We start from the raw sequence: 13,993 nt of genomic DNA, 5'->3' as shown, positions 1-13,993 counted from the left end.
GAGCAATCCAGCCCATCTCCCAGACAATAAACTGCGGATGCGCATCGTGGGTGCTTGCGAGCGGATTGTATTCGGGCCGGAACTCCGCCTCTTGGATACGAGCTCTCCCGAATCCAATTTTCTCCACCACACCGTTGGGTCGTTGCGATGCGCCGATCCCGATCGGATCGGCTATGCCTGCTCCGCGCTCGCAGGAAGACCTTCCGCCTCGATCTTGGCGGCGCGATCTCGGCGATAAGTTGGATGGGAGGCAAGATACGCCGCCACGTCAACAGCAGGTAACGCGACATCGCAAATCGGCCCTGACGGTAGCCGATCGACTCCAATCGCCGGACCGCAACTCGCGCAGCGGCATTCGCGGTTTGGCCAGGAGAAATGCTCGCTGACTCACAGCGTGGCCGGCCGCATTCTGCCCTAGACCCCAAAGTACGTGCCCTGTCATGCAGCCTGCGCCGACGGGAGCTCGGCACGCGAATTGCGTGGTTGGCGGCCAAGCCCCGAGGTCAACAAAGACTTACAGAAAGCGGGGGTGAGTTTGCCGCGATGAATTATGACCTTCTCGCGACCGGACCTAGCATCGGCTTCCTCTCGCTCTCGATTGTAGCCGCGCTGTTCGTTGGATTTAACGTGGCAAGCGGTGAATTCGGAATCAGCCAGCCCTTCTAAGTTTCTGGCCAAGACGGGGCGACTCGTGTGGATGTGCACCCACATCGGGCTCGGCATCGCACCATTGACCAGCATCTTGGGCTGCAGCTTCATCTCAAACAGCTTTCCTGGCTCGCCACGCAGCGCGACCGGTGCCTCCGGCGGCATCAATTCGTCGGCATTGCACAAATGTTCCAGGTATTTTTGCGCCGGAAATGCGTAGGTCTTCATGCAATCAGTCGTAATGCCGGCTTTTCCTTCATTCAATGCGTTGGCCTGTCCCAGCACCATGTTCAGCAACCCTTTGAGCTGGTCTGTGCGTTCGTGCACTTTGGGTAGCTGGGTGGAGGTGAGTAGCAGGCGTACATTACGCCCGTGCAACCCGGCGAGACAGGTTTGCATCTCAATGGCCTGGGCTCGCAGGTACTGGGCCACATCGTCCACGACCTTACCGGCCTCCTCAGGCTTCATCTGGCGCACTTGGGAGACGACGCTTTGCTGACCGGCCAGATCGAACTGCAAAAGTTCGTCCAATCGTTTGAGCCGCTCCGTCAATACCTCCATTGACAACGCGGCGCCCCCGATTGTCGAGCCTGCCCCCGACGAACTCGCAGCCACCTCTTGCGCTCTCACCTGTGTACTCGCAACTTGATCCGAGCGCGCGAGAACCTTGGCTGCTGGCACTGTGCCGGCGTTCGAAGCGACTGGTGTTGATGGCTGCCCGGCGGCAGAAGTCCCGGCGCGAGCTGCCGACTTATGCTTTGACTTCCCTTTCCTTCGCGCTGTAGTGCCTTCTGACACTGCAGCCGTACCAGCAGTGTCAGCCGGTATCGCAGCGCCTGCCCTGGCCGGCATCGCAGCGCCCGCCTGGGCCTGTGGCGCCATGATGGCTGACGGCGGAGACTGCAGGTTCAACAAGTGCATGGCATCGTGCGCAGTGATCCATGCATCGTCCACGATCCGTTCGAACAGTTTCAATGGGAGGCCGGCATCTGGGTAGGTATGGCTTAGCTTGGTATGCACCTCGTGCAACGCCAATCCAAAATCCGAAAGCCGCTCCATGATTTTTTCTACAACCGCGCAATCATGAGCGTTGAGTGTTTTGCCATCCATTATGCCCTTCGCCAAAGAGAGGGCGCGAAGAGCTTCTTGAGCGGCGCTTGCCATCAGCTGCACCACTCCATTTCGACCGACGAGGAGTTCCTTCAAATCTGGCTCGAACCTGCTCGCCCGCAGTTCAATCTTGGCCCGCGCAAGACCGATCCGCTCACGGACCAGCCAGATCCTGACACTCAGTACCGAGCCGGCACGCAGCCGCAGTGCGCACCGCTCGGCTTCCCGCATCACGGGCGTTCCACTGGATAGGCTAGCGGTGGCAGCGCAGGCGGATCGCTGTCGTTCGGAGCGCCATGCCTTTTTTTCCCACCACTTAATTGCCGCCGTATGGTGGTTCTCCACATTTAAAATCAACAGCTCCTGCCGGTCCGCCTGGGAGTAGGAGTAGAGTCTATCGACCATACCTGCCGCTATCTTGGTCTTTTCGTCCAATTTCGTGATCGTCGACAGGCCAAGTTGGTCTACTTCATTCGCGGCGTCGCACACGATCTGGCAACATCTACGCACCTTGTCGTCTGGCATAATTGTCTGCGCCTCAGCCGCAGGCAGGCTAGCGCGGTACTCCAGAATTGCTGAGGCTGCACCGACGACCCGACTGATCAGCTCCACCGCCTCCTCGGGAACGTCGGTTTTCCTGGCCGCAGCCTCGCAATCAGTCAGTTGTTGAACAAGACTGTTCATTCTGAGCTGTGTCGGACTGATATCTTCATTTGACGATGAGCTGGTGCCTTCCACCTGCGCGGTTGATAGTTGGCTACCGACCGGCGCCATGGCTTCGCCCTCAGACATGGAGGGAGAACCGCGCCGCCTTGCGGCTGCGCCACGTGGCGCTACGGTTCCGCGTGGTGGCGCAGCGGCTCCACGTGGCGGTGTGTTCAGGATTTGATCTTCGCCAATCGAGGCGCCTGGCAGACTTTCGCGGGCATCGCCTGGACCGCGCGCAACTGGAAGGGAGGAGGGCCTCCTATCGGCGTCCCCAGAGCGCATCTGCTCCACAACGGAATCGAATGACTGTCCACCTTCTCCCGCAGCAAGACTTGATTGCGAAAGGGAACTGCTCGCCCGCCCCGCGCGGCTGGCTCCAGTTTCAGCCTGCGATTTCCGTGGTCGGCCAATGCCCTTCATATTGCGTCTCCGTAGTAGGCGAGAATGTGCTGCTATTGTGCTGGCGGCTGACGAGACCAGCGGCATCTTTCGGTTAACGTCACGGTCAGCCAGACCCGCGACGGCGTAATGTTCCCGCCAAAGTGCTTCTCAGTAGCAGGCCAAGATTGGCCCGAGCTCACAGGACTTTCGCAACGTTGCCATCGATGTCCTGAGATTATCAGCGCTTCAGTCCGCCGATTTCCAGGAACAGCGAATGAAATCAGACCAACTCGGCCAGCTCCCCTTCCTAGACACGTGCCTGACGATTTTATTGATGCGTCACTCCTCTCGTTCGCCACCGACAAAGTCACACATTTGCTTCAGAGAAGCGTGTGCGTTGCGTATCGCGCGGGAAACCATTTCGATCTATAGTTACAAAAAGTGTCGAGACGGGACCTTTGGATCCGAAGGTCAGGCACGGCCGGCCTAGATAGACCGCTTGGCTGACGATTAGCTGACGATGGGAGTTCTCACGAACAGGGCAAGAAAATCCGACCGCTTCAAGCTTTCGATATGGTGAGAAGAGGATCCGCACCGGCCTCCCAAAGCCGGCAGACCATCCCATGTTCGTACGGTCGCCGACCTTCTCGAGGCCAATGAGCTCACCGCGCCGGGCCGTGATGTGCAGGCGAGAGAATGGTGATGCAAAGACCGAGTTCCTGCTCGTTGCGTGCGCCCGTGGAGCCAGCAAGAATACGGTCATTGCGGTCATGCAGCACGTGGACCGTGCCTCCTGTTCGACACCACAGCATCGAGATGCAAACCAGCTGCTGCGGCTGCCATTCGGTCGCGGCATGCGTGGACGGCGGGATTGGCCGAACAGCCGAGATCGTGGTCGACTGTTCGATGCGAGAGCAACATCCTGCAGAGCATACGGTTTTTGCGCTGGCCGGTTTTTGTCAAAAGCCGTCAGGTTCTCGAAAGCTCCCGCCCTTAGCTTGATCGAGGTTAACCTTTAACACGTCGCCGCCAATGGCAAATGCCGGAGTACCTGATGATAGCAGCAATTGGGAGTGGAGTTGGCAACCTCGGGACTTCCTTGATCCGAAAGGGCCATGGGGATTCGAAATCCGAGCATTCTGGTGATGGCAAGCCGGCTGATGGCAATGATGGCAAGCCAGCTGGTGGGAATGATGGCAAGGCAGCTGGCGGGAACGATCGGGCGGATAACCGGACCGTTTCAAATGATCAACTTCAAGACAACTCACAGTCTGCAGCACAAAGTGAAGCCTTCCAAAGTATCCTGCGATCGTTCGCGTTCCAATTCGCGAACGATGCGATGGCTGAGGCCGATGAAGCTTTGGATGACACAGAAGATGCCTGACGCGGGAAAATCCGGCGTGAGGTCATACAGGCCGTTATTGACGGCACAACTCCAACAGAAAAAGGAATGATCATGGCTGCAGTTGATAATAATAAAAAATCAGGCAATACCAATACCAGTAGCGCCGGCAATACCGATAAAACTAACAGTGGCACTCCCGGCAATACAAGCGGAGCTGATGCTACTGCTTTTCAGGCGCAAGTGCAGGAACTAACCAATGTTAGCTTGGAGGCGACGAAAAGGAGTGTCCAGTTGCGCACTCTAACGACCAATCTCCAGACCATCAAGAAGGCCGCCGACGAACGCGTTTCGTAATGTCGGAGGCGGGTTTTAGACTGCCCCTTAGCGCGTCTCCTTATTGACGCGACGTAGTCCCGAAATGAGCCGCATGGCAATTGCCATGCGGCTTCTATCCTGTTTGAGAGATGCTCTGTGGATGACGCCGTTTCCCTCCGTTTCGAAGTGCGTTCGGGGCACTATTGCGGTCTGACCGGCAAGACGGATCTTCAAAAGTGTTTAATCGGCAGCGGCTTCGATGCCGATTTGGTCTTTGTCGAGCAGGGACTGGCACCGCATCACCTTCGTGTAACTCTTCTTGGCAAGTCGATCGAACTGGAGGCGCTTGCACCCGGAATCAGTATCGAGGGCAACCGGAATATCGCCGCAGGCCAGTCCGTTGTTGTGCCCCTTCCTGTCGTCCTGCTCGTAGGCGAGATGTCCATTGCTTTGTCCGTGCAGGATGCAGAGCCGCCTGGTTCGACCGGCATACCGCGCCTACCGATCGGTGTGCTCGCCATGGTCATAATCAGCTCACTCGGGATCGGCGCGCTTTCAGGCACGATCTCCTATCTTGGCAATGCAAGTGGATCGAGCCCCAATTCACTTCGGGCTGAAGTCGCGTCCAGAACGATCAGTCACCGCGCTGACAATGAACTTACGGAGGCAGCGGCCCAAGAGCTGCAGGAGGAAGTCGATCGAGCGGGTCTTCTCGACGTCAAGATTGGGTCGGCAAAGGGTGTTGTGACCGCCGAAGGCACCGTCACGTCTGAATCGGTCATCAGCTGGCAGAAGCTTCAGCAATCGTTCGATCGTCGCACCAAGGGTACTCTAACACTGGTGAACGGAGTGCTCATCAAAGAGGAGAAGGCGCCATCCGCAATCGCGGTCGAAGCTGTGTGGCATGGGGTCCAACCATATATTGTCATCGACAGCGAGAAGTATTTTGTCGGCGCCATTTTGGCTGATGGATGGGTGGTCGAACGTATTGAGGACAGCCGTGTGCTGCTGAGCAGGAATGGCCGCATTGCTGCTCTCCAATATTGAAAGCTCGCAGGCCCCATCAAGCAGCACTCTATGGCCAGCCAAACATCCTGCCGCGCTCGGTGCTGACAAGCTGGCTGCGTTGGAAACATTTGCTGCCCAGCCATTTCGCGCCTGCTTGTGGCTCTCATGCAGGGTCACGCGCTGGCCAAGGCTGAGGCGCCTTCGGAGTTCGAAAGCCACGTTTCATGGCGTAACAGCAGAGTAAGTCTCAACCGATTGCAAAGGTGTCTCGATGGCCAACGTCCTGCGTGACTTCATCAAGCGTGCGCCGGCCAGCCCGGATTTAATGGTTGCGTTGATGCTGCTTCTGGCTGTCGCGATGATGGTCATGCCTATCCCGGTCGTGGTGGTCGACGCCCTGATAGGATTCAATATGGGGTTGGCCATACTGCTGATGATGGTTGCCCTGTATGTCAGTACTCCACTTGATTTTTCCTCTTTGCCCGGCGTTATTTTGATTTCCACTGTATTCCGTCTCGCGCTCACGGTCGCAACGACGCGACTGATTCTGGCCGAGGGGGAGGCCGGCAGCATTATTCATACTTTTGGCGATTTCGTCATTTCAGGCAATATCGTGGTGGGTTTCGTCATATTTCTGGTCGTCACCATGGTGCAATTCATGGTCCTCGCGAAGGGTGCCGAACGGGTGGCAGAAGTGGCGGCGCGTTTCACGCTGGATGCTCTGCCGGGCAAGCAAATGGCGGTCGACGCAGAGCTACGCAACGGCCACATCGATGCCAACGAATCCCGCCGGCGGCGCGCCGAATTGGAGAAGGAAAGCCAACTCTATGGCGCGATGGACGGCGCGATGAAATTTGTGAAGGGCGATTCCATCGCCGGGCTGGTGGTTATCTGCATCAACATGCTGGGTGGAATTTCGATCGGCCTGCTCTCCAAGGGCATGTCCTTCGGCGAGGTACTGCATCACTACACTCTGCTGACGATAGGCGATGCATTGATATCGCAGATTCCGGCCCTTCTGCTCTCCATTACTGCGGCGACCATCGTCACCCGTGTGACTGGGACGGCGAGGATCAACCTCGGTACAGAAATGGTCAGTCAGCTCACGGCCAGCACTCGAGCCTTGCGACTGGCGGCCGGCGTCCTGGTTGTAATGGGGTTCGTTCCTGGGTTTCCCCTCCCCGTCTTTCTGATGCTGGCCGCAGTGTTCGCTGCGGTAAGCATTGTCAAGGCTGATGTGCTGGGCGCCGGCACTGCCGATGCGAAAGGTGGAACTGCAGCGGAGCCTAAGCAAGCCGCGCCTGCGAAGGAATTCCCGATCGCATTTTTTCTAGCGCCAGATCTTATGCAGGCGGTCGATCAAGCCGAATTGCAAAAACATATTGGGCGCGTTTCGCTCCTGGTCACAGCCGATCTGGGCATTATCGTTCCTCGCATCCCTGTCTTGGTTGACGAGCAGCTGCCTGCATCGCAATTCCGAATTGATGTCGAGGGCGTGCCAGTCGAACAGGACGCCTTAGATCCAAACCAGATGGCGCTCCGAGCCGATGTAGCGCACGTCGACTCGAGCGGTGTCCCCCTTAGACGTGAGCCGAAAACGGACAGACTCCCGGTTGAACATACCCCTGCAAAGGCCCTTACGGGCGCCGGCACGGAGCATAGGGCTCCCGGCGAACTCCTCGCCTTGCGCGTCCATGCAGCGTTGACCCGCTACGCACCGCGATTGGTGGGCATCCAAGAGACCCGACATTTCCTGGGCCGAATGGAGCAGGAATATTCTGAGCTTGTGAAAGAGGTGCTACGCACGACGCCGATTCCTCGGATTGCCGATGTTCTGCGCCGCCTCCTGGAGGAAGGTATCCCAATCCGCCACACCCGTCTCGTGTTGGAGGCATTGGCCGAATGGAGCGAGCGTGAGCAAAACGTTGCCCTGCTGACGGAATATGTCCGTTCTGGTTTGAAGCGACAGATCTGCCACCGCCATGCCAACACGGAGGGCATAGTGTCCGCCCTGGTCGTCGAGCGCGAGAGCGAGGATGTGATGCGTGGCGCGGTTCGAGATTCGGATGCAGGCCCCTATCTCGCACTGGAGGATCGGCAAAGCGAAGCGATGCTATCACAGATACGTCAGGTCCTTTCGAACGCAGAACCGGGTCAAACCCGCCCTATTCTGTTGACGTCGATGGATGTCCGACGTTTCGTCCGCGGCTTTCTGACGCGAAACGGGGTTGATCTCGCCGTGCTGTCTTATCAAGACCTCGCCTCCGACTTTACAATTCGCCCCGCAGGATCCGTCACACTCCCGCACGGATCGAACAGCGGATTGTTAGAGTAGTCCCACCTTTCCTAACTGAACGCCACGCGCCTCCCCGATAACTGAGAGATAACATGAATAGTAATACAGTTTCTCCATCGCCTATGTTTCTGCGCCGGAACTCACTTCTTTTTGCCGTACTCGCCATTCTGCCTTTGGGCGGTTGCGCCAGCTGGCAAAAGCCGGCTCTTTCCGTGCAGGAGACATCTTCCCCCGAGTTGCTCAGCGCCGATCAAATCGATCCGGCTATGCGCGAACGCATTTTGCGCGAAGTTGGTCAGGATGTTCAAGAGCGGGCTTTGCGGGATGAGGTGAAGCAGCACCCGGACAATGTTGATGCGGCGATACGACTTACAAATGCCTTGGTGGGCCAGAAGCGCCCGCACGAAGCGGTTGAGGTGCTCGACAGCGTCTTGGTTGCAGCCCCAGGAAACGTACGTGCATTGAATGCGAAGGGCGTGATTTTGGACATTGAGGGGCGGCATGACGCGGCACAGGCCCTGTATCGGCGAGCTCTCGAAAACGAGCCAGGCAATCAGATGGTGCAGCATAACTTCAATCTGTCGCTTGCCTTTAACGGCAAGTCCGAACAACCAAGGTTAGCACGATCGCAATAGGTGGGCACAGTGCATGCGCAGCCTGTTCCCCGGCTCGAACACGCGCTCGGCTCCCATCATAGATGGCCCCCTGAAGAGAGCCATATCTATGCAAAACAGTTGCTCCAGATCTGGCCGGCAGAGATCGGCAGGAGAGCCGGATGACATCACGCGGCCACCCGCAAGGCCACCCGCCTCGCTTCGTTGCCAGAGCGCCCTCTCCCTCGCCGGTCACCGTCTCGCAATGCGGCGACCTGGCTTAAGGCGGTCGACCGAGCGCCCGATGCAGTAGCCATGAATACGTAACGCAGCGATGGACCCGCCGGATCGTGTCGCGCTTGTGCTGGCCGTCCCTGCCATTACAGCACGGTGATTGTAGCTGGATCATATTCTAGAGGCATCGATGGTGTGGATGCCTTCGATCCAAACAATCGATTTGTTGAATTCGTCCGCCTGAGGAAATTAGCTGCGGCGATCCGACTTCCGACGCCTGCAGGCGCAAAACCAACAGCGTGAGCGCTGCGGGTCCGGATGCAGGCTGCAAAGTGCAATCACCAGCGCTGATAAGCGGCAAGTGAAGAATGTATCGCTCGGGCGACTCCTGTGTTGTGCACGGTTGCCCCGCGAGGTGAACTGTAGCAGCTTGGCAGCTCAGCGTTCACGAAAGGAGAAAAGATTTGGGGCCAAGCAAAGACCGGCTTTTTTGATTGTCTTGCTGTATCGCTATGGTGGGGCGGGCGCGACCGCTCCCATAATTCAATACGCTGCCTTTAGCGATGGACGATGACGGGATGCGTCGCCGAGACTTCAATGGTGGAGGAGCAGCGCACCCGTCGATCCATTTGCTTTCAGCGGCAACCGCCACTATGTAGCGACACTTCGCCCAACTGTGTTTCAAGCTGCCCGGAGAAGTTTATGACAGAAGAACCCCACAAGACCGACATCCTCATCGAGCTCACTGCCGATGTTGTATCAGCCTACGTCTCCAACAACCCCGTCCCGGCGGGGGAGCTTCCTGCCCTGATCGCCCAAGTGCACGGGGCTCTAAACGGCACGGCTGGACTCATACCGGCAGAAGAGCCTGTGCCTGTAAAAAAACCTGCTGTCCCGATCAAAAAGTCGATCGAACCGGACTACATCATTAGCCTTGAAGACGGCAAGAAATTCAAATCGCTAAAGCGCCATCTGGCGACGCACTATGGTCTGACCCCAGACGAATATCGCGCCAAATGGGGTCTGCCGTCGGATTATCCCATGGTGGCGCCGAATTACGCCGCTGCGCGCTCCGCCTTGGCCAAGACCATGGGACTCGGCCGCAAACCGAAAGAGCCGGAAGCCCCAGCCACGGCGCCGGCGAAACGGACCCGCAAGAAGGTCGCAGCCTAAATCCGTATCAACAGTCGTTCGGACGCGCAGCAGCCGTAGGCCCAATCTGCGCGGAATCAAAGGGCGGGGATGAGCCCCGCCTTTCCCGTCCAAGAGCCTCATTTCCAGAGTAATTCATGATGGCTCCAGCAATCCCTGCCGCGGCATTAACTTGCATGCTCCGGCCCGGGTTTCGAGCCGTCAATGCGTTCCGGCGATGACGAACCTTGTCAAGGCTTTCCCGGACCGTTAGCCAGCCTTGCTGAGGCTGCCTGCAGAGGACTTTCCCGTGCGGCGATCCTGTTCCACCTCGTAGTTGATCTTCTGGCCCTCATTAAGGGTCGACAGGCCCGCTCGTTCAACAGCGGAAATGTGGACAAAGACATCCTGACCGCCGTTGTCAGGCTGAATAAAACCAAAACCCTTCGTGCTGTTGAACCACTTCACCGTTCCAGTCGCCATATCCATTCCTTTGTAATAAGTCGCAACTTAGGCAGGCCATTCACGCCAGCCTGATTTGTACACGAGACTTTAGGCGCATCAAAATCGGAAAATTGCAAGGCCCACTCGATCGCCTGATCTCCAGCAGCAACTGCAACATATGCGAGGCGCGTGCCAGACGAGGCGTATGCCAGACGTTTCGTCGTGCGCTGTCGCTCGAACGTTGACAGAAACAATGACACACCTTGCAAACTCGGCACATCTTGTGGACGTGCTCGGGTCGCTTCTCGACTGCGATACCCGCTCCTGACCGGGTATCGTCGGCCAAAATGAGGGTTTTTGTCATGTGCCGCCAGACCGAAAGATCAGGCGCGCAGCGACCTGCACATTCAAACCGGAACCCGCGAACCTCGATTAGCTTCTGCCTGCTCCGAAGGGCGGTAGCCTGCTCTGAGGCGGGCCACTGTCGGGTTGAAAACCAACTGTCGGGTTCGGAACCCCAGATTGTCGGCAAGGTACGCGCCGCCCACTGGTTGGCCAAAGGGGCACTGGCTCCTGATCCTGCCGCCATGCTCGCCCGATCTCAACCCGATCAAGACAGGTCTGCTCAAAACTCAAGGCGCGGCTGCGGAAGAAGGCGGCCAAAACTTTCGACGCTCTCTGCGGAACTCTCGGCGATATCTGCCAGCTGTTGGAGCCAAATCAAAAACCATTAATTGCGACAGGTGATTTTATGACATTCATTGCGAAGAGGCCAGAATGAACAGCGGAAGAGAGTAGCAGCTCTCTGGTCGCGGCGAGGTGGATCGTCGACACGATCGGCACCTGGCCCGTGCGGGGATCGCACCGCAGCCAGCACCAGAGCCAGATCTTGACCGCTTGCCTTGCTCAGGCGCCACAACAACGAGTGGCTGGAAGCAGATCCACGTGAACTCAGCGATATCGATCAGACGATGCTTACCCTCATGAAAGCCGATCCCGACGCTGTCCAGCGCCGCGAAATCCTGACCAGCATATGGCGCATCGGATGCCACCGCCTGCACACTCACCATCGACATGCCGGAACTCGGAACCAAAGGCCGCAAGCCTCGCCGGCCTCGGCAAAATGGAGCGGCCGCGCCTTCATCCGGGGCGGCCGGGCCAATGTTCGCCAGGCCCTCTACATGCCCGGCCCTTCGCCCTGCGCTTCAACCCCGACCTCAAGGCAAAATACCAGGCGCTAAAGGCGGCAGGCAAACCCGCAAAGGTCATCATCTTGTTGCGAAAGCTCCTCATCCTAGCAAACGCTCTCCTCAAGGCGCAGCGAAAATGGCCCCTAAAACCCTTGACCGAAACGGATACCTTAGCCTTTCAGGTGAGGCGGGCCGAGATAGACCAACCGCGGGTTTAACTTCGCGAGTTTAAGCTGATTATGCCGATGCAACTCTAGCGCCTGCGCGACCGTTTTAGCTTCCATCAACAAGGCGGCAGGGTGGGAGGAAGTACCCTCCCCTGCCGCGAACAAGCTTTGGACAAAGCCCCACCTTGTCCGTAATGTGATCGGGAGGCCGGGGCGCGGCGGTGCTCAGCGGATGTGACGCGCGAGATCTGCGACCCTACCCATCAGCACTTCCATCGGTCCTCGCTGGAAGACGCGCAGCCAAAGCACCGCAAAAGTGCTGATAACCACAACGAAGCCAAAGAGCGTGGACAGGCTCTCGTCTTTGAAAATGTTTATCTTCATAAGATAGGCTATTCCCGCAATGTGCAGCACATAGGCCGTCAAAGACATCGAGCCGACTGCGATTATTGGCCAGACCAGCTTTCGCAGACGCGGGAGCGCATCCACAGCGAGCATGCAAGCCGCCAAGATGATCATTGCGCAACCGGTGCTGCCCACGATCGAAAGCGTCGTTTCGCTATGAGGTGCGGCTATCCATGACGACTTGACTATAAATGACGACTTGGAAGGCTCAAAAGCGCCGTCAACGTCAGACCACCACAAGGAGGTTTCAGTCAAAGCGCGGGAACTCAGCGCGAGCAAGGATCCCCCATGGCCCAACACGGCCAGCGCGACCCCCGCCAGACCAAGGCGCCAATGCGCTGCTAGCGTATTAAGATTAAGGCGCGCGATGGCCATGCCAGCGATGAGGAAAGGAACCCAGGTCACCGCGGGATAGTAGCCGTTGACCATGAGGTTGAAGACCGGGTCGAGGAGGTTGGGGGCAACCGACAGAAGGGAGGAACGGACTTGCGGGAGAACTAATGCCGTAGCGGCAGCGATCAAGCCCAGCTGATATGCGCTGAGCCGATGGAGCGGCAATACCAACAAGAAGCAAATTCCGTAGTATTCTAGGATGACTTCGACCTGGGTACCGAGGCAGCCCAGGATTGAGCCAAGCGCGAGCAAAACAAGGGCACGAATTGCGACTCTGGCGATGGCCTGTCTACCGGCTATCCCCGACTTCGGCGCCTTGCGACCTGTAATCAGGAGGATTGAAAAACCGGCCAATACGGCAAACAGGGCCGACGGCCGCCCATGGGTTAGTTCCATCAGAAACCCGACTAGTCCTCCTTCGCCGGGGTCGGGACCGAGATGGGCGGCATACATCCCGAAGACAGCCAGGCCCCGAGCGAGGTCGATGCCGACCAGCCGATCTACTACCGACCCATTCCTAGCGTCGGCAACCGGTGCCTTCATTACCATGGTAGATTCCCTTGTTGGGTGTGTGGATCGCGGGAGCCGCGATAGGAGAGCCGGTCGGCTGCTGCCGTCGCCTCGTGAAAGGGTTCAAAACATCGCGCCATCTGGCGCATCGAGCCGGCGACAGAGCTGTTCAGCCATTAGCCTGGGGTAAGAACAACAGATCGGCTCACAAAGCCTGTGTCACGGACCTGAAAAGTGGTGTCGCGGAACCGTCGTTTTTTGCATGATGGCTAAGCCGAGAGATCCACTGCACCGACGAGAGACTCAGCGACGTTAGATATCCGATCAGTACGCCGCGGCTCCGCCGGTGACGATCACCCCGGGTGTCAAGGCCAGGGCGTAAACCTGCCATAATCTGTGGTAGTGCGCCCGCGACCAATCCGTTCGACAAAGCTCGGCGCATGGTCGAGCCAATCATATTCTTCCATGTGGCTGTTGCCTGAAAAACCGAAGACGCCGTTCGCTGGTCCAGCTGTTCCAGACCTCGGCCTGCGTCGGTCATTAGAACCGGCGCGCCTGTTTCCCAAATCAATTTGCTGATGCAGCCGCCGGGGGTCACATTGAGCAAAAGTGCCGAGGTCAGGACGGGTTTCATAGGGGCTCTTCGTTTGGCTTTGTTAACGACCCCTTTCTTGCAAGTTGTAGCTGACAGCAGCCTGAAAGCTCCCCAAATAATTCGCTGCCGCCGGTTCAGCCTATTGTCAGCTTCGACCAATAAGATGGGAGCCTTGCCCTCATACCGGAGCTCGGCAGCATGATGCGAATACTGCTCACTGAAGACGATAAGGACCTTGGAAGTGCTATGCACGATCATTTGGTGGCTGGTGGCCACGCGGTCGACTGGGCCAAGAACCTGTCCGAAGCGCGCGATTATGCAGCTGTGGTCGGCTACGACCTTATTTTGCTCGACGTTCACCTGCCGGACGGCAATGGGATCGACTATCTGCGGGAGCTGATCAAGGAACTTGAATCGGCACCGGTCATCATTCTGACAGCCTGCGATCGGATTTCGCATCGCATCGAGGGCTTCAACGCTGGAGCCGACGACTATTTGGTCAAGCCGTTCGATCTGGGGG

General features: G+C 57.8%; 10 protein-coding genes. 7 read left to right on the top strand and 3 right to left on the bottom strand.

Annotated features, from left to right (window positions below; translation table 11 throughout):
- Window positions 1-438 precede the first annotated feature (438 nt).
- On the bottom strand, window positions 439-2,550 hold the full coding sequence (locus EN893_RS03855; protein WP_236383459.1) for a hypothetical protein: 2,112 nt from the start codon (window positions 2,548-2,550) through the stop codon (window positions 439-441).
- A gap of 1,351 nt (window positions 2,551-3,901) precedes the next feature.
- Between EN893_RS03855 and EN893_RS03850 the strand changes: the two genes are divergently transcribed.
- From EN893_RS03850 to EN893_RS03825, 6 genes are all read left to right on the top strand, one after another.
- Window positions 3,902-4,231 carry a hypothetical protein gene (locus EN893_RS03850; RefSeq protein WP_081714433.1) on the top strand — a complete coding sequence of 110 codons (330 nt, stop codon included), beginning with the start codon at window positions 3,902-3,904 and terminating at the stop codon, window positions 4,229-4,231.
- Window positions 4,232-4,303: 72 nt separating this feature from the next.
- Window positions 4,304-4,546: a nodulation protein NopA gene (locus tag EN893_RS38980; RefSeq protein ID WP_224570034.1), complete on the top strand. Its 243-nt coding sequence runs from the start codon at window positions 4,304-4,306 to the stop codon at window positions 4,544-4,546.
- Between the two features lie 117 nt (window positions 4,547-4,663).
- A complete protein-coding gene (locus tag EN893_RS03840) occupies window positions 4,664-5,554 on the top strand; it encodes a hypothetical protein (protein WP_127248571.1) in 891 nt (296 codons plus the stop codon).
- A 232-nt stretch (window positions 5,555-5,786) separates the two neighbouring features.
- Window positions 5,787-7,850, top strand: coding sequence for a type III secretion system export apparatus subunit SctV (sctV, locus tag EN893_RS03835; RefSeq protein WP_127270994.1), 2,064 nt, complete (start codon window positions 5,787-5,789; stop codon window positions 7,848-7,850).
- Window positions 7,851-7,903: 53 nt separating this feature from the next.
- The gene (locus tag EN893_RS03830) at window positions 7,904-8,446 is read left to right on the top strand and encodes a tetratricopeptide repeat protein (protein WP_082826568.1); all 543 of its coding nucleotides are present in this window, start codon (window positions 7,904-7,906) and stop codon (window positions 8,444-8,446) included.
- An 894-nt stretch (window positions 8,447-9,340) separates the two neighbouring features.
- Window positions 9,341-9,811, top strand: coding sequence for a MucR family transcriptional regulator (locus EN893_RS03825; protein WP_024505385.1), 471 nt, complete (start codon window positions 9,341-9,343; stop codon window positions 9,809-9,811).
- 228 nt (window positions 9,812-10,039) lie between these two features.
- Here EN893_RS03825 and EN893_RS03820 read toward each other — a convergent pair whose 3' ends face one another.
- Together EN893_RS03820 and EN893_RS03815 are read right to left on the bottom strand one after the other, a co-directional pair.
- Window positions 10,040-10,252, bottom strand: a complete 213-nt coding sequence (locus EN893_RS03820; RefSeq protein WP_008874821.1) for a cold-shock protein — start codon at window positions 10,250-10,252, stop codon at window positions 10,040-10,042.
- 1,543 nt (window positions 10,253-11,795) lie between these two features.
- Window positions 11,796-12,917, bottom strand: coding sequence for a DUF418 domain-containing protein (locus tag EN893_RS03815; protein ID WP_024505387.1), 1,122 nt, complete (start codon window positions 12,915-12,917; stop codon window positions 11,796-11,798).
- Window positions 12,918-13,674: 757 nt separating this feature from the next.
- Here EN893_RS03815 and EN893_RS03810 point away from each other — a divergent pair.
- Window positions 13,675-13,993 (top strand): response regulator (locus EN893_RS03810; RefSeq protein ID WP_164900707.1); only part of this gene is annotated, 319 nt, incomplete at its 3' end.

Origin of the sequence: Mesorhizobium sp. M7A.F.Ca.CA.004.04.2.1, assembly GCF_004022825.1 — a bacterium.
In the GTDB taxonomy this organism is placed as follows: Bacteria; Pseudomonadota; Alphaproteobacteria; order Rhizobiales; family Rhizobiaceae; genus Mesorhizobium.
This window is presented reverse-complemented; position numbering and strand designations above follow the sequence as displayed.